The organism is Rhizobium sp. 22-785-1 (genome assembly GCF_053521965.1).
Window position 1 is genome coordinate 812,346 of sequence record NZ_JBNWDI010000001.1, and the last position, 21,717, is coordinate 834,062.

22 protein-coding genes are annotated in these 21,717 nt (G+C 58.4%); 11 read left to right on the forward strand and 11 right to left on the reverse strand.

The window, feature by feature from the left end:
- Position 1: 1 nt before the first annotated feature.
- From xdhB to ACQZ5M_RS03830, 7 genes are all read left to right on the forward strand, one after another.
- Positions 2-2,341: a xanthine dehydrogenase molybdopterin binding subunit gene (gene xdhB / locus ACQZ5M_RS03800; RefSeq protein WP_449079109.1), complete on the forward strand. Its 2,340-nt coding sequence runs from the start codon at positions 2-4 to the stop codon at positions 2,339-2,341.
- A gap of 9 nt (positions 2,342-2,350) precedes the next feature.
- Positions 2,351-3,181, forward strand: coding sequence for a xanthine dehydrogenase accessory protein XdhC (gene xdhC / locus ACQZ5M_RS03805; protein WP_449079110.1), 831 nt, complete (start codon positions 2,351-2,353; stop codon positions 3,179-3,181).
- A gap of 243 nt (positions 3,182-3,424) precedes the next feature.
- Complete coding sequence (locus ACQZ5M_RS03810) at positions 3,425-4,318, forward strand: LysR substrate-binding domain-containing protein (RefSeq protein WP_296077848.1); 894 nt, start codon at positions 3,425-3,427, stop codon at positions 4,316-4,318.
- Between the two features lie 113 nt (positions 4,319-4,431).
- A complete protein-coding gene (gene puuD, locus ACQZ5M_RS03815) occupies positions 4,432-5,679 on the forward strand; it encodes a urate hydroxylase PuuD (protein WP_449079111.1) in 1,248 nt (415 codons plus the stop codon).
- Positions 5,676-6,989: a guanine deaminase gene (gene guaD / locus ACQZ5M_RS03820; RefSeq protein WP_449079112.1), complete on the forward strand. Its 1,314-nt coding sequence runs from the start codon at positions 5,676-5,678 to the stop codon at positions 6,987-6,989. Before puuD ends, guaD begins: the two co-directional genes overlap by 4 nt.
- A 215-nt stretch (positions 6,990-7,204) precedes the next feature.
- Positions 7,205-9,175, forward strand: coding sequence for a methyl-accepting chemotaxis protein (locus ACQZ5M_RS03825; RefSeq protein ID WP_449079113.1), 1,971 nt, complete (start codon positions 7,205-7,207; stop codon positions 9,173-9,175).
- A gap of 234 nt (positions 9,176-9,409) precedes the next feature.
- Positions 9,410-9,832 (forward strand): ester cyclase, encoded by a 423-nt coding sequence (locus ACQZ5M_RS03830; protein WP_296019896.1) that lies wholly within the window; start codon positions 9,410-9,412, stop codon positions 9,830-9,832.
- A 72-nt stretch (positions 9,833-9,904) separates the two neighbouring features.
- Here ACQZ5M_RS03830 and ACQZ5M_RS03835 read toward each other — a convergent pair whose 3' ends face one another.
- A complete protein-coding gene (locus ACQZ5M_RS03835) occupies positions 9,905-10,300 on the reverse strand; it encodes a RidA family protein (RefSeq protein ID WP_296019898.1) in 396 nt (131 codons plus the stop codon).
- A 118-nt stretch (positions 10,301-10,418) separates the two neighbouring features.
- On the opposite strand from ACQZ5M_RS03835, the gene ACQZ5M_RS03840 reads away from it, so the two are divergent.
- Positions 10,419-11,315 (forward strand): LysR family transcriptional regulator, encoded by an 897-nt coding sequence (locus ACQZ5M_RS03840; protein ID WP_296020229.1) that lies wholly within the window; start codon positions 10,419-10,421, stop codon positions 11,313-11,315.
- Between the two features lie 103 nt (positions 11,316-11,418).
- On the opposite strand, the gene ACQZ5M_RS03845 is transcribed toward ACQZ5M_RS03840, so the two are convergent.
- Entirely contained in the window at positions 11,419-11,952 is a 534-nt protein-coding gene (locus tag ACQZ5M_RS03845; RefSeq protein WP_296073610.1) for a hypothetical protein, read from the reverse strand.
- 269 nt (positions 11,953-12,221) lie between these two features.
- Between ACQZ5M_RS03845 and ACQZ5M_RS03850 the strand changes: the two genes are divergently transcribed.
- Positions 12,222-13,364: an alpha-hydroxy acid oxidase gene (locus ACQZ5M_RS03850; protein WP_296040554.1), complete on the forward strand. Its 1,143-nt coding sequence runs from the start codon at positions 12,222-12,224 to the stop codon at positions 13,362-13,364.
- Positions 13,365-13,785: 421 nt separating this feature from the next.
- Positions 13,786-15,057 carry a D-alanyl-D-alanine carboxypeptidase gene (locus ACQZ5M_RS03855; protein ID WP_296073614.1) on the forward strand — a complete coding sequence of 424 codons (1,272 nt, stop codon included), beginning with the start codon at positions 13,786-13,788 and terminating at the stop codon, positions 15,055-15,057.
- A 31-nt stretch (positions 15,058-15,088) separates the two neighbouring features.
- Here the strand turns inward: ACQZ5M_RS03855 and ACQZ5M_RS03860 are convergent, their stop codons facing one another.
- From ACQZ5M_RS03860 to ACQZ5M_RS03900, 9 genes are all read right to left on the reverse strand, one after another.
- Positions 15,089-15,829: a metallophosphoesterase family protein gene (locus ACQZ5M_RS03860; protein ID WP_449079114.1), complete on the reverse strand. Its 741-nt coding sequence runs from the start codon at positions 15,827-15,829 to the stop codon at positions 15,089-15,091.
- Between the two features lie 5 nt (positions 15,830-15,834).
- The gene (gene uraH, locus ACQZ5M_RS03865) at positions 15,835-16,191 is read right to left on the reverse strand and encodes a hydroxyisourate hydrolase (RefSeq protein WP_296040565.1); all 357 of its coding nucleotides are present in this window, start codon (positions 16,189-16,191) and stop codon (positions 15,835-15,837) included.
- The gene (locus ACQZ5M_RS03870) at positions 16,188-16,688 is read right to left on the reverse strand and encodes an ureidoglycolate lyase (protein WP_449079115.1); all 501 of its coding nucleotides are present in this window, start codon (positions 16,686-16,688) and stop codon (positions 16,188-16,190) included. The genes uraH and ACQZ5M_RS03870 overlap by 4 nt, the downstream gene beginning before the upstream one ends.
- Positions 16,689-16,691: 3 nt before the next feature.
- Positions 16,692-17,054, reverse strand: a complete 363-nt coding sequence (locus tag ACQZ5M_RS03875) for a HepT-like ribonuclease domain-containing protein (RefSeq protein WP_449079116.1) — start codon at positions 17,052-17,054, stop codon at positions 16,692-16,694.
- On the reverse strand, positions 17,051-17,341 hold the full coding sequence (locus ACQZ5M_RS03880; protein ID WP_296019915.1) for a nucleotidyltransferase family protein: 291 nt from the start codon (positions 17,339-17,341) through the stop codon (positions 17,051-17,053). The genes ACQZ5M_RS03875 and ACQZ5M_RS03880 overlap by 4 nt, the downstream gene beginning before the upstream one ends.
- 62 nt (positions 17,342-17,403) lie before the next feature.
- The gene (gene uraD, locus ACQZ5M_RS03885) at positions 17,404-17,907 is read right to left on the reverse strand and encodes a 2-oxo-4-hydroxy-4-carboxy-5-ureidoimidazoline decarboxylase (RefSeq protein ID WP_296085099.1); all 504 of its coding nucleotides are present in this window, start codon (positions 17,905-17,907) and stop codon (positions 17,404-17,406) included.
- Positions 17,907-18,830 (reverse strand): allantoinase PuuE, encoded by a 924-nt coding sequence (gene puuE, locus ACQZ5M_RS03890; RefSeq protein ID WP_449079117.1) that lies wholly within the window; start codon positions 18,828-18,830, stop codon positions 17,907-17,909. Before puuE ends, uraD begins: the two co-directional genes overlap by 1 nt.
- 129 nt (positions 18,831-18,959) lie before the next feature.
- Positions 18,960-19,667: a DUF1045 domain-containing protein gene (locus tag ACQZ5M_RS03895; protein WP_449079118.1), complete on the reverse strand. Its 708-nt coding sequence runs from the start codon at positions 19,665-19,667 to the stop codon at positions 18,960-18,962.
- A gap of 105 nt (positions 19,668-19,772) precedes the next feature.
- The gene (locus ACQZ5M_RS03900) at positions 19,773-20,966 is read right to left on the reverse strand and encodes an NAD(P)/FAD-dependent oxidoreductase (RefSeq protein ID WP_449079119.1); all 1,194 of its coding nucleotides are present in this window, start codon (positions 20,964-20,966) and stop codon (positions 19,773-19,775) included.
- On the opposite strand from ACQZ5M_RS03900, the gene mnmD reads away from it, so the two are divergent.
- Positions 20,965-21,711, forward strand: coding sequence for a tRNA (5-methylaminomethyl-2-thiouridine)(34)-methyltransferase MnmD (gene mnmD, locus ACQZ5M_RS03905; protein WP_449079120.1), 747 nt, complete (start codon positions 20,965-20,967; stop codon positions 21,709-21,711). The genes ACQZ5M_RS03900 and mnmD overlap by 2 nt on opposite strands.
- Positions 21,712-21,717: the final 6 nt, after the last annotated feature.

Sequence of the window (21,717 nt, forward strand, 5' to 3'; positions counted from 1 at the left end):
CATGGACACCACCACATTCGAACGCGCCAAGAATGAAGTCGATGGCAAGATGCACGGGTCGCTTCGCCATGATTCAGCGCATAAGCATGTCACCGGAAGTGCCGAATATATCGATGATATTCCAGAACCCGCAGGCCTGATACATGGCGCGCTCGGCCTGTCGGACCGGGCGCATGCCGAAATCCTGTCCATCGATCTTTCCGAAGTCGAGGCAACGCCCGGCGTTGTCTGGGTCATGACAGGCAAGGACGTGCCGGGCGAAAACGATGTCTCCTCCGGCGGGCGCCATGACGAGCCACTGCTGGCCGAAACGCTGGTGCAATTCCACGGCCAGCCGATCTTTGCCGTTTTTGCCGAGACCCGCGAGATTGCCCGCCATGCGGCCCGCAAGGCAAAGATCACTTACAAGGATTTGCCGCACTTTACCGATATCGACTCGTCCCTTGAAAATGGTGAACCGCTGGTGACGCCCGGCATGGTGCTGCAACGCGGTGAGGCTGAAGTGGAGATGGATGTCGCGCCGCGTCGCCTGACCGGCACGATGCGCATCGGTGGTCAGGAACATTTCTACCTCGAGGGCCATATCGCCATGGCCGTGCCCGGCGAGGATGACGAGGTGACGGTGTGGAGTTCCACCCAGCATCCAAGCGAAATCCAGCACATCGTCAGCCATATTCTGCAGGTGCCCTCCAATGCCGTCACCGTGCAGGTTCGGCGCATGGGCGGCGGCTTCGGCGGCAAGGAGACGCAGGGCAACCAGTTTGCCGCAGTCTGCGCGATTGCCGCCAAGAAGCTGAAGCGTGCTGTCAAAATCCGTCCGGACCGCGACGAGGATATGGTCGCCACCGGCAAGCGCCACGATTTCCGCGTCGATTACGAACTCGGCTTCGATGACGAAGGCCGCATTCATGCCGTTGATGCAACATACGCCGCCCGCTGCGGCTTCTCATCGGATCTCTCAGGCCCCGTCACGGATCGAGCGCTCTTTCATGCGGATTCGAGCTACTTCTATCCGCATGTAAAGCTTGCCTCCAAGCCACTGAAAACCCACACGGTTTCCAATACCGCCTTTCGCGGTTTCGGCGGCCCGCAAGGAATGCTCGGGGCCGAACGCTTCATCGAGGAAATCGCCTATGCGGTGGGCAAGGACCCGCTCGATATCCGCAAGTTGAATTTTTACGGCGAGACCGGCTCGGGCCGCACCACTACGCCCTATCATCAGGAAGTAGAAGACAACATCATTGCCCGCGTGGTGGAGGAGTTGGAGACCTCCAGCGACTACCGCGCACGCCGTGAGGCGATCGTCGCGTTCAACCGCGAAAGCCCGATCCTGCGCAAGGGCATTGCGCTGACACCAGTCAAATTCGGCATCTCCTTCACCATGACCGCCTTCAACCAGGCGGGTGCGCTGGTGCATGTCTATAATGACGGCTCCATCCACCTGAACCATGGCGGGACGGAAATGGGCCAGGGCCTTTATACCAAGGTCGCGCAGGTCATCGCCGACACGTTCCAGGTCGATATCAGCCGGGTGAAGATCACCGCCACCACCACCGGCAAGGTTCCGAACACTTCGGCGACTGCCGCTTCTTCCGGCACGGATCTCAACGGCATGGCAGCGCTCGATGCCGCCCGTCAGATCAAGGAACGGCTGATCAAGTTTGCCGCGGAAAAATGGAACGTCACGGAACAGGATATCGCCTTCCTGCCGAACCGCGTCCGCATTGGCGATGAAGAATTCGCCTTCAATGATCTTGTGCGTCAGGCCTATTTCGCCCGCGTGCAACTCTCTGCCGCAGGCTTCTACAAAACCCCCAAAATCCACTGGGACCGCGCCGCCGGACGCGGCACGCCCTTCTATTACTATGCCTATGGCGCCTCCTGCTCGGAAGTCACCATCGATACGCTGACCGGCGAATATATGATGGAGCGCACCGATATTCTCCACGATGTCGGCAAGTCGCTGAACCCGGCCATCGATATCGGCCAGATCGAAGGCGGCTTCGTTCAGGGCATGGGCTGGCTCACGACGGAGGAACTGTGGTGGGATGGCAAGGGCCGACTGCGCACCCACGCGCCCTCCACTTACAAGATCCCGCTTGCCTCCGACCGGCCAAAAATCTTCAACGTCAAGCTGGCGGAATGGTCCGAAAACGCCGAACCCACCATCGGTCGCTCCAAGGCCGTCGGCGAGCCGCCCTTCATGCTGGCCAATTCGGTGCTGGAAGCGCTGTCCATGGCGGTTGCCTCGGTTGCCGATTACAAGGTCTGCCCACGCCTCGATGCCCCGGCAACGCCTGAGCGGGTGCTGATGGCGGTGGAGCGGTTGAAGAAGGTGTGAGGCAAACCCGTGCCGGAACCACTGACCACCTTCCTCGCTCAAGCCCCAGCCATCCTCGTAGAGATCGAAGCCGTCAAGGGCTCTTCTCCGCGTGAGGCTGGGACCTTCATGTTGGTCTCGGCAACCCGCATCTGGGAAACAATCGGCGGCGGTCAGTTCGAATATATGGCGATCGATCATGCGCGCGCCATGCTGGAGGGCAGAACAAATGTCGATGCGCTCGACATTCCGCTAGGCCCGGAAATCGGCCAATGCTGCGGCGGTCGCACCCTGCTGCGCTTCACCCGGGTGACGGAGGCTGTCTCGGCTGCGCTGACCGAACGGATGAGAGAGGTCGAGGATCGGCAACCCGCCGTCTTCATTTTCGGTGCTGGCCATGTAGGGAAAGCGCTTGCAAACAGCCTGTCGCTTCTGCCCCTTTCCGTCTCCGTCATCGAGACGCGCCGCGAGGAGTTGATCGGGCTACCGGACAATGTATCGACGCATCTGGCAGCCATGCCCGAAGCGATGGTCAGCGACATCCCCACAGGCGCTGGGGCAATCATCGTCACCCATGACCATGCGCTGGATTTTCTGATCGCGAAGGAAGCCCTCGGCCGAAACGATCTTGCCTATGTCGGCATGATTGGATCGAGAACCAAGCGCGCCACCTTCGCGAATTGGCTCTCCCGCGAAGGGCACGGCGGCACACTCGACAATCTCGTGCTACCCATCGGCGGCACCGTCGTCAAAGACAAACGCCCCGCCGTCATAGCGGCCTTGGTAACTGCCGAAGTGCTTCACGCAGTTCATCGCTTTGCCGTTCAATGCCCTGCCCGATCCGGCTCCGCCCCTCTATGAAGCCAAGATCGCGCTTGAGGTGTTCGCTCAACGCATCGTCATCGAGCCTGTTTGCAAGCCTGTAGCCTTCGCCAAACCAGTCGGTCTTCCATAGCCACGCAAAAAAGCGCAGCCAGACGTTCAACGTCGTGGCACCCATCGTATTTTCTCCTGAGCTGTTTTTATGCTGTGAGAAAAATATGCTTGATTTTGACGCTGATAACCAATGAAACGTCAGCCTGAATAGATGAAGAGAGCTTATCCATGAAGATGTCGCGAAACTTTCCGCTGAATGCGCTGCGCGTCTTCGAAAGCGCTGCCCGGCATTTGAGCTTCACCAAGGCAGGCGACGAGCTTGGCATGACGCAGACGGCGGTGAGCTATCAGATCAAGCTTCTGGAGGACTATGTGGGCGCCACGCTCTTTGTTCGTCGTCCAAGGCAGGTCACACTCACATCGGCGGCAGAAAAGCTGGCGCGACAGACATCCGAAGCCCTGACCATGCTGGAAGCGGCCGTTGCGGATACAAGGAAGAGCGTCTCCGATGTGCTGACGATCTCCGGCACGCCGACCTTTGCTCAGCAATGGCTTGCCCGGCGGCTTGGGAGCTTCCAGGCGGCCAACCCCAAGACAGCCGTTCACCTCGCGCTTAGCAACGAGATTGTCGATCTCTTGCGTGAGAACATCGATCTGGGCATTCGCTGGGGCAAGGGAGACTGGCCGGGCCTCATCTGCCACCGCATCATGCGGCTGGATTTCGCACCCGTCGTCAGCCCGCTTCTGGTCGAAAAGTTGGGTGGCCTGAAAGAGCCTGCCGACCTGCTGAAGCTTACCATCATCAGCCCGCAGGACCGGTGGTGGAAGCACTGGTTTCGAGAGGCCGGCGTTCACGAGACCGATCTCGACACTCGCACCGGCAGCAACTTTGGCTTTCAATATCTGGAGGCGGCGGCGGCCATGGCTGGCCACGGTGTCGCCATCGTCAATCCCACTCATTTTGCCGAGGATATGGCCGCTGGGCGCCTGATCCAGCCTTTCGATCTCGTCTGCAACGATGGGCATGATTACTGGCTGGTCTATCCGGAAAGCCGTCGCAACGTGCCGAAGATCAAAATCTTCAGGGACTGGATGCTGTCGGAATTTCCTGACGATCTATAAGATCGATAACGGGTCGGGCAAGGGCTGAGGACATTCCTGCGCAAAACGCGATGTTGCCTCTTCCCTAGGCAAGCGATTTTTCGCATTGTGCGACGCAAAGACAGGGGAACAGAATGTACGAATACGCCATTGCGTGGGAATGGATGGCCTTTGCCGTTCGCTGGCTGCACGTGATCACCGCCATCGCCTGGATCGGCTCTTCCTTCTACTTCATCGCGCTCGATCTCGGGCTGGTCAAACGCCCGAACATGCCACCCGGCGCCTATGGCGAGGAGTGGCAGGTGCATGGTGGCGGCTTCTATCACATCCAGAAATATCTGGTCGCGCCTGCGCAGATGCCGGAACATCTCACCTGGTTCAAATGGGAAAGCTACGCCACCTGGCTCTCCGGCTTTGCCATGCTCTGTATCGTCTATTACGGCGGGGCAGACCTTTTCCTCATCGATCATTCCGTGCTGGAACTGACGCAGCTACAGGCGATCGGCCTGTCGCTCGCCTCGCTTGCCGTCGGCTGGCTGTTTTACGATTTCCTCTGCAAATCGCTGCTCGGCAACAATACCTGGGGCCTGATGATCGTGCTCTATGTGGCGCTCGTCGCCATGGCCTGGGGCTATACGCAGGTTTTCACCGGCCGCGCCGCCTTCCTGCATCTTGGCGCTTTCACCGCCACCATCATGTCAGCCAACGTCTTCTTCATCATCATCCCCAACCAGAAGATTGTTGTCGCAGACCTGATCGCGGGTCGCACGCCGGACCCGAAATATGGCCGCATCGCCAAGCAGCGCTCGCTCCACAACAACTATCTGACGCTGCCGGTCATCTTCTTCATGCTGTCGAACCATTACCCGTTGGCATTCGGTACGCAGTTCAACTGGGTGATTGCCGCCCTCGTCTTCCTGATGGGCGTTACCATCCGTCACTGGTTCAACACCACCCATGCCCGCAAGGGTAAGCCCACCTGGACGTGGCTTGTTACCGCACTGATCTTCATTCTCATCATGTGGCTGTCCACCGTGCCGAAGGTGCTGACCGGAGAGCAGGAGGCTGCCGCAGCCAAGCTCTCGCCCGCCCAGCAGATCTTCCTTGCGGACGCGCATTTCGCCAGCGCGCGCGATATCGTCCAGGGGCGCTGTTCCATGTGTCATGCCGCGGAACCCGTGTGGGAGGGCGTCAACTTTACCCCTAAAGCGGTGAAGCTCGAAACCGACACCCAAATTGCCGCGCATGCACGGGAAATCTATTTACAGGCGGGCCGCTCCCATGCCATGCCCCCCGGGAACATCACGGCGATCACGCCACAGGAACGCAAGGTGCTGACCGCCTGGTATGAAAGCGCCGTTTCTCAAGGAAAGACTGAATGACCATGCTGCTGCTGCGCGGACGCCTTTTGAGCTTCAAGCGCGCACCCCTCTCCATCGATGATACGGCAAGCTACCTCTATATCGAAGATGGCGGTCTGCTGGTATCGGAAGGAAAGATCGCAGCCATCGGCGAGTATGCCGATATTCGCGCTAAGGCGCCGGAAGGCGTTGAAGAGAAGGATCACCGCCCTCACCTGATCGTGCCGGGCCTTATCGACATGCACCTGCATTTCCCGCAAATGCAGGTCATCGGCTCCTATGCCGCCAATCTCTTGGAGTGGCTGAACACCTATACCTTCCCGGAAGAATGCCGCTTCGTCGAAAGCGCACATGCGCAGCGTATCGCCACCTATTTCTACGACGAGCTGATCCGCCACGGCACCACCACTGCTGTTGCCTATTGCTCGGTCCACAAGACATCTGCCGATGCCTTTTTCGCCGAAGCCTTGAAGCGCAACATGCTGATGGTCGGCGGCAAGGTGATGATGGATCGCAACGCGCCGCAAGGGCTGCTCGATACGCCCGAACTCGGCTATGACGAGACGCGCCAGGTGATTGCCGACTGGCATGGCAAGGGTCGCAACCACGTGGCCATCACGCCGCGCTTCGCCATCACCTCGACGCCGAAGCAGATGGAAGCGGCCCAGGCGCTTGCGCAAGAGTTTCCGGACCTCTTCATTCAGACGCATCTTTCGGAAAATCTGGACGAAATCAAATACACCTGCGAGCTTTACCCGGAAGCCATCGACTATACCGACATTTATGTGCGCTACGGCCTGATGGGCAAAAAGACGCTGCTCGGTCACGCCATCCATCTTTCTGATCGCGAAGCGGACGTGCTTTCGGAAACGGGGGCTGTCGCCGTGCATTGCCCCACCTCTAATCTGTTTATCGGCTCCGGCCTGTTTCCGATGAAAAAGCTGCAACGGCGCGAAAAGCCGGTCCGCATCGCGGTTGCGACAGACATCGGCGGCGGCTCCAGCTATTCCATGCTGCGCACGATGGACGAGGCCTACAAGATCCAGCAATTGCTCGGAGAGCGTCTCAATCCGCTGGAAAGCTGGTATCTGATGACACGTGGCAATGCAGAGGCGCTGTCCATGGTGGATCGCATCGGCACGCTGGATGCCGGAACGGACGCGGATATCACCGTCCTCAACGCTTCGTCCACGCCCGCTATGGCGTTGAAGATGGAGGTCGTCACCTCGTTGACGGAGGAACTGTTCTTGATGCTGACGATGGGTGACGACAGAACAGTTGTTGAAACTTACGTTTCCGGCACAGCACAAAAAGCAGTCCTGACTAAATAACCCATTGATTATATGAATAGCTACCGATAGGGCCTTAATTATATTTAAACTATAACTATTTTACCATGTGATGGACGATCATAGGGCGCCATGATGGCTGATTTCGATCGCCATGTGGACACTCCATCTGCCCGACCCCTACGGTGGCGCCGATCTTCGGCTCCCAAAATATTGCCTCCGTGTCGTACTGGCCTTTCTTGAACGGAATAAAAGAGATGTCATTTTTGAGAAACGCCGGCATCCGGACGAAAGTCCTTGCGGTCGTATTACCGTTATGCGTCGTGGGATTAGCTGCTACCGCTTATACGGCTTATAATTACAGTCAGGCAGACGAAGACTACACGAACTTTATCGTGCAGGACAATGCTGGCGCGCTTTCCTTGGCACGTGGAACCCGAAACCTGACAGCAATTGCCTACGCTGCCTACGAAACCCTGTTCTACGACAGCGGAACGCCCGCCATGGTTTCCGCTATGTCACTCTATAATGACGGTAAGGAAAAATTGCTGCTGCGCTTTCGAGATGCGGCTCAGCGCTTGCCAGACCAAAAAGCCTCAATCGACGCACTGACCAGCCGGGCGCAAGAGGTTATTGCGGTCACAGATGAGGCTGTAAAACTCGGCCAAGCGGATCGCAATGACGAAGCCAAGGTCTTGCTAGCGAAGGCAGACGCTTTGATTCTCCCATTGGCTCAAGACGCCTCCAAGATTCTGGACGACAAAACAAAACAAGTCGTTGCAAAGAGCGAAGAGCTCAGCAACCAGACCGCTACCACTATTTTCTGGTCGATCACTCTAGCTTGCATTTCCTTCGCGCTCGGCATCATCGCATCGCTCGTCGTTGCGACCAAAGGCATCATTACGCCGATTGCGGCCCTTCGCCAGCGGATGACATCGCTTGCCGCGGGCGAAACGCAGGCACCGGTGGACGGCCAGGATCGTCGCGACGAAGTCGGCCAGATGGCGAAGGCTGTCTCCGTCTTCCGCGAAAACGCGCTGGAAAAGCAACGGATGGAAAAGGAAGCTGCTGCCAATCTCAGCCTTACGGAGAAGGAACGTGCAGAGCGCGAAGCGCAGAAGGCAAGAGACGCCGCTGACATTCAGTTCGCCGTCGATCAACTGGCAAATGCGCTGAACAAGCTGGCAGCGGGCGATGTCGCCTACCGGATCGAGACGCCATTCGTGTCCCATCTCGATACGCTGCGCACCAATTTCAACAGTTCTATCGGCAATCTGAATGACGCGCTGCGGGCTGTGGGACAAAACGCCCGCGGCATCGATGCCAGCGCCAATGAAATCCGCGCTGCGGCCGACGATCTCTCCAAGCGTACCGAACAACAGGCGGCATCCGTCGAGGAAACCGCCGCCGCTCTGGAAGAAATCACCACGACAGTCAAAGATTCCAGCCGACGTGCCGAAGAAGTCGGCAAGCTGGTCGACAAGGCGCGTGACGGCGCTGAAAGATCCGGCGATGTGGTTCGCAAAGCGGTCACCGCCATGCAGGAAATCGAAAGGTCGTCAGGAGAGATCACCAACATCATCAGCGTTATCGATGAGATCGCCTTCCAGACCAACCTCTTGGCACTGAATGCAGGCGTAGAGGCCGCGCGCGCTGGAGAGGCGGGCAAGGGCTTTGCAGTCGTCGCGCAGGAAGTGCGTGAACTGGCGCAGCGTTCAGCAAAGGCCGCCAAGGAGATCAAGGAGCTCATCAACAATTCCGGCACGCATGTCCGCGCAGGCGTCGATCTCGTCGGCGACACGGGCCGCGCGCTCGAGGTCATCGTGGGCGAGGTTCAGGAGATCAACCGCCACGTCAATGCGATTGTCGAATCATCTCGCGAACAGGCCGTCGGTCTCCAGGAGATCAACACCGCGGTCAACTCGATGGATCAGGGTACGCAACAGAATGCGGCTATGGTGGAGCAGTCCACCGCCGCCAGCCATAGCCTTGCTAAGGAGGCAGCATCGCTGAACCAATTGCTGTTGCGCTTTAATCTCGGCGAAACCGACGGAAGAAGCCGCACCACATCAGCACCTGTTACAGGCACACCGAGGGCCGCCACAAGCGCCTCCAAGCCTGCCGCCTCACCTGCACATGCCCTTGGCCGCAAGATCGCCAGCGCGTTTGGTGGCGGCGCTGCGGCGGCAGCTGCAACAGTTGCTTCCGCCAGCTGGGAAGAATTTTAAGACAAAGCGCTTCCAGCAAACACCTGCGAACAGGCGGCCTTGAGCCGCCTGTTCTGCTTCTTGTGACCGTGTTTTTCTTGCCGGTAACGTGTCGTAATGGGGAATCGTTGGCGTCAAAGACGGACGCTATCCCCTGTGACAGAATTGCTCATTTCGCGCAAATGTGGAGCTCCGGTAGCGACTCCGTCTTCAAATGAAGTAATCTTGCCGTTTCAACAGCAGGGTCAGATTTGAATGACACACCTCGCAGATCACTATCGCGCCTACATTGCCTGCCTGAACGACCAACGCTGGGACGATCTCGGATCATTCGTTGCCTCCGACGTTACACATAATGGCCGAAGATTCGGCCTCGATGGTTACAGGCGGATGCTGATCAGCGACTTCGAGACGATTCCGGATCTCTCCTTTAAGATCGCCCTCCTTGTCTGCGAGCCGCCCTACGTCTCAGCCAGGCTCGAATTCGACTGCTCGCCGAAATCCACGTTCCTGGGACTTGCCATCGCCGGACGGCGTATTTCCTTCGCCGAAAACGTCTTCTACGAGTTCCGCGACATGCAGATCGTCTCCGTCTGGTCCATCCTCGACAAAGCGGCGATCGAGGCCCAATTAGAACGCCATGCGCCCTTTGAGGACACACAGAGTTCTAACTCCTGAATTTCAGCATTTTGATTTTCTAAAAATCGATTTCGATTTTCGGGCGGATGCTGAGGTCTTGAATCGCAAGCGTCACGCGCCAGGGACACGCGCGATCACCTTGATCTCGAAATCAAAACCGGCAAGCCAGTTCACGCCGACGGCCGTCCAGTTCGGATAGGGCGCTTGCGGAAACATTTTATCCTTTCCAGCCATCACCGCCGCGAATTGCTGTTCTGGATCGGTGTGAAATGTCGTCACGTCGATGATGTCGTCGATCGTACCTCCGGCCGCCTCCAGCACTGCTTTGAGATTTGTGAAGGCCAGTTCAACCTGCTTGTCAAATTCCGGCTCTGGCGATCCATCCTCCCGCGCGCCAACCTGTCCAGAGATGAACAGAAGATCGCCGGATCGGATGGCGGCGGAATAGCGATGCATATCGTAAAGCGCCTGACGGCGTGCTGGAAAAATTGCTTCGGACTTTGTCATTTGCTCTCTCCTGTTGGGGGCGATTGGCGTGTTCGCCTCGGCTGATGGACAGATAGCAATGACGCATAGATGCGATTAGACGTTGAAATTGGGATGTGCTCATGCAAAATTCCCATCAATCATGCGCCCATCCCTGACCGAACTTACTGCCTTCATGGCCGTCGCCACGCACCGCAGCTTCCGTCGTGCGGCGGACGAGCTTGGAACTGCCCCCTCCACCTTGAGCCACACCGTGCGTGCGCTTGAGGAGCGCCTTGGCGTACGGCTCCTGAACCGGACGACCCGTAGCGTCTCGCCCACGGAAGCGGGCCTGTCGCTGCTCAACCGGTTGCACAATGTGATGAATTTGCTGGACGAGGCGCTCGATGCTACGGCGACTTTTCGTGGCAATGTCGCAGGCCGGGTCAGGATAAACGCGCCGCGCGTCACGATCGCCTATCTCGTGCGTGAAATCCTTCCGCTGATGACAGAGCGCTTTCCCGACGTCGAGGTCGATCTCGTGGCGGACGGCCGTTTGATCGATATCGTTTCCGCTGGCTTCGATGCCGGTGTTCGTCTGATGGAAGCAATCCCGAAGGACATGGTCGCCGTCCCTTTCGGCAAGCCCGTACATTTCCTTTGCGTGGCCTCGCCCGCCTATCTGAAGCGCGCAGGAGAACCGCTCACGCCCCACGAACTGCCACATCATCATTGCATCGGCCACCGCCTGCCAAGCGGCAAGCTTTACAAATGGGAGTTTGATCGCGCCGGACAGGAACTCACCGTCGATACGGGTGGGACAGTTGTTTTGGATGATGAGGATCTTATGGTCGAGGCTGCCGCCAGTGGTTTAGGGATCGCATATGTCGTCAACTGGATTGCCCAACCCGCCATCGACGCTGGCAAGCTGACACCGGTGCTGACATCCTGGATGCACGCGGCTGAGAGGATGGCACTTTATTATCCCGGCCATCGGTCCGTTCCCCCGCCCCTGCGCGCGTTTATCGACGTCGTCAAAGCTGCGCCAAATGTGTGAGCATCCCCGAGCGGGACGAATTTTGGCAGCACTCCACCAAAGCGAAAGGATAACGGGCAGCGATACCACCCGCTTGTCCTGTTGCTTTGGAGCCAATACCGCCTCAGCCGAGGCGCAGGGAATAGGGATCGACAGAGCCGCTGCCCGAACCTGAGGCGACCTTGGCCCTGCCGTCGTAGCGACGTTTCAATAGCCTGGAATATTCAAAAACAGCGCGAGGGGTCCATACCCCACCGGCTATACGCACGTTACCGAAGTCGGTCATCATCGCAGCCAGATCGTAGCCAGTACCCACGTCCAGCAGGCTCTTGACCGCCCAGGCGCAATTTTTTCTCAGAAGAAAATAGCCGGGCTTCTTGGCGAGCATATTGGCCCAGGCACGTTTCATCGCCGCTTCGTTGAGACCGGAAATACTGACACTGGCGGTCGGCGGTTTTCCCTCTCCGTTAGGTCCGATGTCTTGCTCATAGGTATAAGGACTGACAGGATCCTTGAGAAAAGCGCCTTCAGCGCGCGTGTTCGGCCACCAACTGACATAGGTTTCTAGGCCCTTGGATTGTCCGACGCCTATCTTCATGCTGATGTGTCCAACATTCGCCCTAGAGGCTTCCGGTGCCCAGAAGAATACGGTGATCATGCTATCCTCCAAAATACGCCACGCAAAATGCGTCAAAATTCTCGGGGAAATAGTGGGTTCATTGCCAATGCGAGAAAATGGCACGTAGAAGGCGATTTTAAGGCGTGATGTTACAACTCACCGGCGATCAGCTGTACACGACCCCGGCGACGGAGCGCACGCGTGAGCTTCATTTTGTCGCACGGGACAGATGATCGTCGCCACATTTCGATGTTGCACCTTGGTATTTCATGGTATGCAGTCAGCATTCAGATTTGAAGGTTTTATCCATGAGCAAAATCCTCACCATCGCCGACCTGAAGAGACAGGCGCAACGGCGCGTGCCCAAAATGTTCTTCGATTACGCCGACAGCGGCGCATGGACCGAAGGCACTTACCGCGCCAATGAGGATGATTTTCAAAAGATAAAGCTGCGCCAGCGCGTTCTGGTCGACATGACCAACCGTTCGCTGGAAACGGAAATGATCGGCGAAAAGGTGTCCATGCCAGTTGCGCTGTCTCCGACAGGTCTTACCGGCATGCAGCATGCCGACGGGGAAATGCTGGCCGCCAAGGCTGCTGAGGAATTCGGCGTTCCCTTCACGCTGTCCACCATGAGCATCTGCTCCATTGAGGATGTCGCCTCTGTCACCTCGCGTCCCTTCTGGTTCCAGCTGTATGTGATGAAGGATCGCGACTTCATCAACAATCTGATCGACCGGGCGAAGGCCGCCAAATGCTCGGCACTGGTCCTGACACTCGATCTGCAAATCCTCGGCCAGCGCCACAAGGATCTGCGCAACGGCCTTTCGGCCCCGCCAAAGTTTACACCGAAGCATATCTGGCAGATGGCGACACGGCCCAAATGGTGCCTCGACATGCTGCAGACCAAGCGCCGCAGCTTCGGCAACATCGTCGGCCATGCCAAGAACGTTTCCGATCTCTCCTCCCTCTCCTCTTGGACGGCGGAGCAGTTCGACCCGCGTCTCTCCTGGAAGGATGTCGAGTGGATCAAGGAACGCTGGGGTGGCAAACTGATCCTGAAGGGTATTCTTGACGAGGAGGACGCACGCGCCGCCGCGGAGTCTGGTGCGGATGCCATCATCGTCTCCAACCATGGCGGCCGGCAATTGGACGGTGCCCTCTCCTCCATCGCCATGCTGCCGAAGATCGTCGATGCCGTCGGCGACCGGATTGAAGTCCATATGGATGGCGGCATTCGCTCCGGCCAGGACGTGCTGAAAGCCATCGCGCTTGGCGCCAAGGGCACCTATATCGGTCGCCCCTTCCTCTACGGTCTTGGCGCCAACGGAAAGCTCGGTGTCACGACAGCGCTTGAGATTATCCGCAAGGAAATGGACATCACCATGGCGCTTTGCGGCAAGCGCCTGATCACTGATGTCGATCGCAGCATCCTCGTTCAGAACCCCTGATCGAGAGCTATCCAGACCACGCAACGCTGCTGCCGCCCTCACAATCACGTGAGGGCGGCACCGTTTCCTCCCCCCTTTTCAAAGCCATAAGCACGAGAGTTTCAAAGGTGTTCGCGCCACCTCGACAAAGACGCGTTTGCGAACTCCCGATCAAACCCTAAAACCCCGCTGAAGGCGCCTTTGTAGAGGCATCTAGCCCGAACGCTCCGCTTCCCCATCGTCCCTTATGATCGCTCCGAAGCAGTGCCGAAGCACTGGAGAATCTCCGCCAAGCCCCAAATCTGACCCGCCACCAGTGGGGGTCGATTTTCATCCTTAATTAAGCATGAAGGCAGTCTCTAAACTTTGAACGGTTTTGTTGCCTGAAAGCTTCGCTACTTTGAGGGCAACGGGCAGCACAGGGACGCATAAGGGGAATTTCATGTCGGGTAAGATCAGACGGGGAACGGCTGAAGCATGGCTTTTCGCTTTGGCGTTCTTCTGCGCGATCCTCACATTCGGGGCAGCACCGGCGCAGGCACGCTATGCGCATATCGTCATCGACGCGAATTCGGGAAAAGTGCTGGATTCGCAAAATGCCGATCAGCTGAAATACCCAGCATCGCTGACCAAGATGATGACACTCTATCTGACATTCGAGGCTCTGCATAAGGGCCGTATCAGCTGGGACCAGCGCATCACCATGTCGAAGAACGGTGCTGCGACCATTCCCTCCAAGCTTTACGTGCGCGCCGGCACCACCTTCACCGTGCGCGAAGCCGTCTATGGCATGATCGTCAAATCCGCCAATGACCTTGCCGAAGGCATGGGCGATCATCTCGGCGGCTCGGAAGCCCGCTTTGCCGACATGATGACACGCAAGGCCCGCCAGCTTGGCATGACGAAAACCGTGTTCCGCAATGCCTCCGGCCTGCCGAATAAGTCGCAGGTGACGACAGCGCGCGATATGGCGAAACTCGGCCTTGCCCTCCAGCGGGATTTCCCACGTGAATACAAGATGTTCAGCGCCACCTCCTTCAGCTTTCGCGGTAAGACCATTCGCGGTCATAACCGTCTGCTGACGCGCTACAAGGGCGTGGACGGCATCAAGACCGGCTACACCAACGCTTCCGGCTTCAACATCGTCAGCGCCGTCAACCACAATGGACGCAGCGTCGTTGCCGTCGTGCTCGGCGGGCAGAGCGCGCAACGCCGTGATAACCAGGTCGTTGCCCTTCTCGACAGGACGCTACCGAAAGCATCGCGTACACGCGGTACGGAACAGTTGATCGCCAGTGCCAGCACCAGCCGCACCTTCGATACCCCCCCGTCGGTCGTGCCGCTTCCCATGTTTGCCGAACGCCAAGACCCGATCGCTCAGAAGATTGCATCGGCAGACAACGTCATGGCGGATATGATGCAGACATCCGCCGTCGCACCATCCGCCGTTCCCCCAGGTAGAAGCCGCTGGGAAGTGCAGATCGCTGCAACCGACTCCGAAGCCGCTGCTCTGTCTATGTTGAAATCCGCCAAGGCCTCGCTCTCATCCAGCCATGCCGGTGTGGCCCCCTATACCGAAGTCGTGAGCACCGGTGGCGCGACACTCTATCGCGCCCGCTTCACCGGTTTCGACACCCAGGCAGAGGCACTTTCAGCCTGCAAGGACTTGAAAGCTCGCTCCTACTCCTGCGTGGTGATGACCAGCAACGGCTAAGCCCCACAGCGGCGAGCGCGTTCTACCGAGATCAGTCCAGCCAGCCGCCTTCAATGGCGTTGCCGATGCGATTCATCCCATTCTTGCGGGCCAGCGCAGCCATGGGCGCTGCGTCGTAGCGGATATTGCGATGGGTCACCTGCCAGCCGAGCGCGGTCTCTTCGAGAACCGCATAGGAAGCGAGCCCATGTCCAACGTCGACCTGATGATAGACGGGCTCTTCATCCTTCCAGCCGGGGCAGCCGACACTGCCCGGATTGACGATCAGCCTTCCGTCGGAAAGCTGCACGGTGCGGGCGATATGCGTGTGGCCGCACAGCATGATCGGCTGATGGATGCCGCTGGCGAGCGCCTCAATCTCGGCACGCGGGCGAAGATGCAGCACGCCTTCCGGCAATATACGGTCCAGCCAGTAATCGAGATCGCCAGCCGGTGAGCCGTGGCAGCAATAGGCCACGCCCTTGAACACCATGTCGAAGGGCAAGGTCTTCAGCCAGTCGATATCTGCAGGTGAAAGCTGCGGGAAGATCGTCCTTTCCCACGGTCCCATCTCATCGGGCTGCTGCTCGATCACGGCACGGTCATGATTGCCGCGCACCGTCGGAATGCCTCGGTCGATCAGCAGTCTCGCCGTGCGCCCCGCATCCAGCGGTCCGCTGAAACAGTCGCCAAGATTGACGATATCGGTGATCCCAAGCTTTTCAATATCTGCCAGCACCGCTTCGAGTGCCGCATGGTTTCCGTGAACATCGGCAATCGCGGCAAAGATCATGGCGATCAGCTGCCGCGATAGGTGGAGTAGCTGAACGGCGAGAGCAGTAATGGCACGTGATAATGCCCGGCCTCATCGGCAATGCCGAAGCGGATGGGAATGATGTCTAGGAAGGCAGGTTCGGGAAGTACAAGGCCTTTTTGGCGCAAGTAATCGCCCGCATGGAAAACCAGCTCATACTGTCCGGCGCGAAACGCCTCCCCCACAAGAAGCGGCCCGCCATCCACCCGACCGTCGCTATTGGTTTCCACACTCTTCAGCTTTTCGCGTCGCTCGCCATCCAGCCGGTAGAGATCGATCTTCAGGCCTGAGGCCGGCGTGCCGTGGGCGGCATCGAGAACATGGGTCGTCAGGCCGGTCATGGGCTGGGCTCCGCTATGTGAAAGGGTTGCTCGTAAAAATACTCTTCCAGATTGACGCCCGGCCCATCCCGATCCACCACCAGAAAATCGCTTGTCTCACCGATCGTCATCAGCGGATGGTGCCAGACATTGCGGTGATAGTTCACCCCTTGGCCGGGACCCGTCAGAAACGCATGAGGCCGACCGGGCTTGCCACCCTCATCCTGCGCCACCACCACAAGGAAGGGTCGCGCCGAAAGCGGCGAAAAGCTCTGACTGCCAAAGGGATGCCGCTCCATCATATCCACGGCATGGGGAAAACGCCTTGGCTTGCCCCGAAAGATGTTGATCACCACCCGCGCGCCCTCACCCGTGACATCGGCTTGAGAGAGCGCATGATAACGCTCGGTATTGCCGCCATTGATGAGGCGCATCGTCGACGGATCGGCTTCGATGACATCGCCAAAGGCACGAAAGGCTTCGCGCTCGAGAGGGCGGATTTCCAGAAACTCACTCAATGCTCATTCACCTTGCGCTCGCCAGTTTCGGATGGTGGCAAGATGCTCTTGCAACTCGGGAATACTCTCCGTCACCGTCTTCCAGACAACAGACATTTCAGCTCGGAAATAGTCATGCACGATGAGGTTTCGCATACCCTTCATCCGCACCCAAGGGATATCGGGGTATTGCCGCAAGAACTCCGGCGCTCCTCGGTCGATCTTGACCACAGCTTCTCCGATGATCGCAAGCCCCATCATCACCGCCATCTGTGTCCGTTCGTCGGAAAGAAATGCGGCCTCGTCCATGTCCGTGACGAATTTCAGAATACTTGCCGTAGCGGTCTCGATCTCTTCGAGCTGGAGAAGCAGCCGGTCCGAATTCATATCGGCTTTGCTTCCTGCAACACACGATCCCTGATCCTGGCATGAAGCCCACCAGATGTGACGACATCGACAGGCACGCCCAGAGTCTCGGACAGTTCTTCGAGTAATCCTCCGAGGTCGAAAAGCGTCGTCTCCGGCAAGGCATCGACCAGAATATCGAGATCGCTATCCGAGCGATCTTCGCCGCGCGCCACCGAACCGAAGACACGCGGGTTTGCCGCGTTGAAGCGCTTCGTCGCTTCGCGGATCGCCTCCCGATTCTGTTCCAGCACCTCCGACGGTCTCATCGCTCAAATCCTTTGCTGGCAGAGAATATAGAGCGAGAAACCCCGCATGGAAAGCCGCCGCATCAGGCAGCAGCCTCAGGCAACAGCGCGGAAAGGCGCAAGTAAGCGATCTTCTCCACCTGCGCGGTTGCCGTGGCAAACTCCTGTTCGGCATCGTTGTGAATGCGCTCTTCGAAGGCACGCAGAATATCGTCCTTGTTAAGCCCCTTCACTGCGATGATGAAAGGAAAGCCGTTCTTCTCGACATAAGCCGTATTGAGCGCGGTAAAGCGCGCATGCTCTTCCGGCGTCAGTCGATCGAGCCCGGCACCGGCCTGTTCCTTTTTGCTGTCTTCTGTCAGCCCACCGGCAATGGCGAGCTTGCCAGCAAGATCCGGATGCGCCCGCAAGACGCCAAGACGCTCCTCATAAGATGCCGCACGAAACGGCACGCACAACGCCTCGTGAACACCTCTCGCCGTCAGCGGCTCCACCACGACACCTGAATCATAGGCGCGTTCGGCGATAAAGGGGGAATGCTCGAAGACGCCGCCGAAGCGGCTGATGAAATCGTCACGCTCTAGCATCAAAGCGCCTCCGGCTTGTGATGCTCATGCCAGTGGCGCGCGATGTCGATACGCTGCGGTATCCAGACCTTCTCGTGGCCGATCACATATTCGATGAAGCGGCGAAGCGCTGCCGCACGTCCCGGACGACCGACCAGACGGCAATGAAGCCCGACACTCATCATCTTGGCCGAGCCTTCCACGCCCTCTTGATAGAGCACGTCGAAGGCATCCTTCAGATAGGTGTAGAACTGATCGCCGGAATTGAAGCCCTGCGGCGTGGCAAAGCGCATGTCATTGGTTTCAAGCGTATAGGGGATGATCAGGAACGGATCGTTCTTTGATCCCTTCACCCAATAGGGCAGATCGTCGGCGTAGGAATCGGAGGAATAGAGGAAGCCACCCTCCTCCATGACGAGCTTTAGCGTATGGTCCGACGGCTTGCCCTGATACATGCCGTAGGGGCGCTCGCCCGTCAGTTCGGTATGGAGCCGCACCGCTTCGAGGATGTGCTTGCGCTCTTCCTCTTCGGAATAATCCTTATATTCCAGCCAGCGGTAGCCATGGCTGGCGATCTCCCATCCGGCTTCTTTCATGGCGGCAACCGCCTCCGGGTTGCGCGCCATAGCCGAGGTGACGCCATAGACTGTGGTTGTCACGCCAAGCGAGGTGAACATGCGCCACAGACGCCAGAAACCGGCGCGCGAGCCGTATTCGTAGATCGATTCCATGTTCAGATTGCGCTGCCCCGGCCATGGTTGCGCGCCGACGATTTCCGACAGCAGCGATTCCGACGCCTTGTCATTGTCGAGAATGCAACTCTCTCCGCCCTCTTCGTAATTGATGACGAATTGCACGGCGATGCGCGCACCGCCCGGCCATTTCGGATCGGGAGCGTTGCGGCCATAACCAATGAGATTGCGGGGATAGTCTGCGGAAATCATCAAATCACCTTCACGAAATTTCGTGAACGGTAGCATTGCAGACCGGAAAGTCGAGAGCGTTTCAGCGCAATTTCACCAAAAGCGCCCGCTGCCTTTTCGCTGGGCTGAGGCGTCCAGCGCACCTCGCAATCAGGCGATCTTGCGCGCCGAGACACGACCCATGGGATGCAGCGAATGCACCCTGAACGGTGCCCCCGGCTCCTCTTCGACAAAGAGCGCAAGATTGGCAAACTCCAGCGGGCGTTCGAGGAGAGCAGCGAACACGCTGCGCAATGCACGCTCCAGGCGCGCACAATCGGCCGGTACGATGGCCCCTGTGAGAGTCATTTGAAAACGAAACTCATCCATGACGTAAGGGTGCCCCCAGCGGTGCAGATTGGTCAGCTGCGTAGCAGACAGCCGGTGCGGATCGGCCCGGTCGATATCTGCATCCGACAGCGGTGTACGATACCGGTCGAAATCCTGCACGACGCTGGCTGCGAGAAAATTCAAAGTCTCTGACGGCCACGACGGTACGAGCCCATAGCTGTTACCGAGCTTGGCGATTTCGAGCGGCGGCAACGTGAAAGGCTGGTGTGTACCGGCAAACCGCATCAGGTCACGAAGCAGCGCGGCTTCGGTCATGCCCTCGGCAAGCTGGAACGGCGCCTTGATCGCACCATGGAAACCGTAGCGGCGCGGAAGTGCGGTGAAGTAGGAGAGTTCCTGCATCCCAAGGCCGGTCTGCGCAGGCGGCTCCACGCTGTAGCCGGAATAGACGTCACGACCGAGCCACGATGCAGCAGCAAAAGTCATCGGGTCGTTCGGGGAAGGCGTGTAATGAATGGCGTACCGCATGCGTCGTCACCTCGCCCCGCTCAACTGGGATTTATGTCTGTCTGTTCATGGCGACAGCAGATAGGTGATTTGCGTGACAGATTAACGACGTGGTCCGAACGTCGCTCACAGATTTGCGTGAACAAGCGCAAGATGCGCATCGGTGCGGAAGCTGGAAGGCACATCCATATCCTTGCCCTGAACAGCGCAAAGTGCGGCATCCGCAAGACGATGAGCCAAACCGAAACTCACCTTGAAGCCGCCGGTTAGCGCTACGATGTGGGAGTGTTCAGGATGCGCCCCCACCATCGGATCACGACCGATGGCCTTTGGCCGAAGCCCGGCCCAGCGTTCGATGATCTTGGCCTTCGAAAGCTCCGGCACGATCTCTCTCGCTGCGCTCAAAAGAGCATCCAGTTTGTCATCGGTCGCGAAGGGCTCAGCAAAAGAATCCTCGCTGGTGCTGCCGATTGCGACTGTCCCGTCCTCATGCGGCACGATGTAAAGTCCATTGAGGAACACCACCGGCATGGTGGAATCGATCGATCCCCGCAACAGGGCAGCCTGCCCTTTGACCGCCTGACCGAGTGCAGCCTCGGACGGAAGAGCAAATGTCTGCCCCAAAAGGGGAAAAGAGGCGTACCCTGCCGAAACAATAGCGCGCGAGAACGACAGGCGCGATCCGTCGTCGAAATGCGCAACGCCGTTCTTGCCGAGCGATACGATCTTTTGTCTCTCTACGACACGCACATGCCGCGACGCATTGAGAAACGCAGTCAGTGACGCAACCAAGCCGCGCGGAGAGACCTTCGCGGCGAAGGTGTCATGCACGAACCCCGCCTGCCCTGCCGATGCATCGACCCAGTTTTCCGCCGGTGGCGCATCCAGCACGTGCCAGTGGAACCGCTGGCCCTGCTGATCCCAATTGGTCTTCGCCTCCTGACTATGGCGTTCAGCAATCACACGCAGATGCGGTTTCGGCAGCGGAATGATGCGCCCGCACCGCCTGTATCCAGCCGAGAGGCCTGTCTCGGCTTCAAGCCGCGCAATCTCGTCTTCCAATGTCAGAAGCGCATCGAACTGGAACTGCTTCTTGTCGTTCCAGCGATCTGGCATATGCGGCATCAGCGCGCCAAGCAGCCCCCCACTCGCGCCGCAACCTGCGTGCCCGGCATCGACAAGGACCGTATCGATCCCCAGACGGTCAGCTTTCCGCGCCGCCCACAGCCCCATGATACCGCCGCCGATGATCAGCAGCGACGCACTGGGCGGCAAAGATGATTGACCTCTGTGATCGGGAAGACTATCGGCTTGGACCATGACACATCCCGAAGACTTGGACCCGGACAGCACCGGCGAAAACATGCTGGATTGGCGAGAGGGCGATATGCCCTATTCGCTGGCCTTTGGCGATCATTTTTATTGCCAGACGGATGGGCGGCTGGAATGCGGCCATGTCTTCCTGAACGGCAATGGCCTTCCAGGTCGCTGGGCCGATCAGCAGGAAGAAACGTTCCTCATCGGCGAACTCGGCTTCGGTACCGCGCTCAATCTCACCGAAACATGGCGACAGTGGAAACTTGCACGCCGCCCCGGCAAGACATTGCACTTCGTTTCCTTCGAACTCTACCCCATGCGGGCGCAAGAGATCGACCGGGCGCTGTCGCGCTGGCCGGAAGTCGACACGGAACGTCAGGCCCTCGTCGCGCTGTGGCCGCAAGAGCCGCAAGGCATCATTGCGCTGCAACTGGATGATCAGACCAGGCTCACCGTCGTCTGCGGCGAGGCACTCCAAGGTATCAGGACGAGTGCGCTTACCTTCGACGCCTGGTTCCTGGATGGATTTGCGCCATCGCGCAATCCAGACATGTGGTCGGTAGAGATCATGAACTCAATCTATGAAAAGACGCGTGAGAGCGGAACCTTTGCGACCTATGCCGCCGCAGGCTTCGTGCGTCGCAATCTGCAGGCCGTCGGCTTCAAGGTCGAACGCCGCAAGGGTTTTGCCGGTAAACGGGAAATGCTGTGCGGCATCAAGCATATCGATACGAACTCGCCCACCTAGCCTCGT

Excerpts from the sequence above, each read along its gene's own strand:
- xdhB (WP_449079109.1), top strand. The coding sequence starts at position 2 with ATGGACACCACCACATTCGAACGCGCCAAGAATGAAGTCGATGGCAAG.
- ACQZ5M_RS03810 (WP_296077848.1), top strand. The coding sequence starts at position 3,425 with ATGAAGATGTCGCGAAACTTTCCGCTGAATGCGCTGCGCGTCTTCGAA.
- puuD (WP_449079111.1), top strand. The coding sequence starts at position 4,432 with ATGTACGAATACGCCATTGCGTGGGAATGGATGGCCTTTGCCGTTCGC.
- guaD (WP_449079112.1), top strand. The coding sequence starts at position 5,676 with ATGACCATGCTGCTGCTGCGCGGACGCCTTTTGAGCTTCAAGCGCGCA.
- ACQZ5M_RS03825 (WP_449079113.1), top strand. The coding sequence starts at position 7,205 with ATGTCATTTTTGAGAAACGCCGGCATCCGGACGAAAGTCCTTGCGGTC.
- ACQZ5M_RS03830 (WP_296019896.1), top strand. The coding sequence starts at position 9,410 with ATGACACACCTCGCAGATCACTATCGCGCCTACATTGCCTGCCTGAAC.
- ACQZ5M_RS03835 (WP_296019898.1), bottom strand. The coding sequence starts at position 10,300 with ATGACAAAGTCCGAAGCAATTTTTCCAGCACGCCGTCAGGCGCTTTAC.
- ACQZ5M_RS03845 (WP_296073610.1), bottom strand. The coding sequence starts at position 11,952 with ATGATCACCGTATTCTTCTGGGCACCGGAAGCCTCTAGGGCGAATGTT.
- ACQZ5M_RS03850 (WP_296040554.1), top strand. The coding sequence starts at position 12,222 with ATGAGCAAAATCCTCACCATCGCCGACCTGAAGAGACAGGCGCAACGG.
- ACQZ5M_RS03855 (WP_296073614.1), top strand. The coding sequence starts at position 13,786 with ATGTCGGGTAAGATCAGACGGGGAACGGCTGAAGCATGGCTTTTCGCT.
- ACQZ5M_RS03860 (WP_449079114.1), bottom strand. The coding sequence starts at position 15,829 with ATGATCTTTGCCGCGATTGCCGATGTTCACGGAAACCATGCGGCACTC.
- uraH (WP_296040565.1), bottom strand. The coding sequence starts at position 16,191 with ATGACCGGCCTGACGACCCATGTTCTCGATGCCGCCCACGGCACGCCG.
- ACQZ5M_RS03875 (WP_449079116.1), bottom strand. The coding sequence starts at position 17,054 with ATGAATTCGGACCGGCTGCTTCTCCAGCTCGAAGAGATCGAGACCGCT.
- ACQZ5M_RS03880 (WP_296019915.1), bottom strand. The coding sequence starts at position 17,341 with ATGAGACCGTCGGAGGTGCTGGAACAGAATCGGGAGGCGATCCGCGAA.
- uraD (WP_296085099.1), bottom strand. The coding sequence starts at position 17,907 with ATGCTAGAGCGTGACGATTTCATCAGCCGCTTCGGCGGCGTCTTCGAG.
- puuE (WP_449079117.1), bottom strand. The coding sequence starts at position 18,830 with ATGATTTCCGCAGACTATCCCCGCAATCTCATTGGTTATGGCCGCAAC.
- ACQZ5M_RS03895 (WP_449079118.1), bottom strand. The coding sequence starts at position 19,667 with ATGCGGTACGCCATTCATTACACGCCTTCCCCGAACGACCCGATGACT.
- mnmD (WP_449079120.1), top strand. The coding sequence starts at position 20,965 with ATGACACATCCCGAAGACTTGGACCCGGACAGCACCGGCGAAAACATG.
- ACQZ5M_RS03900 (WP_449079119.1), bottom strand. The coding sequence starts at position 20,966 with ATGGTCCAAGCCGATAGTCTTCCCGATCACAGAGGTCAATCATCTTTG.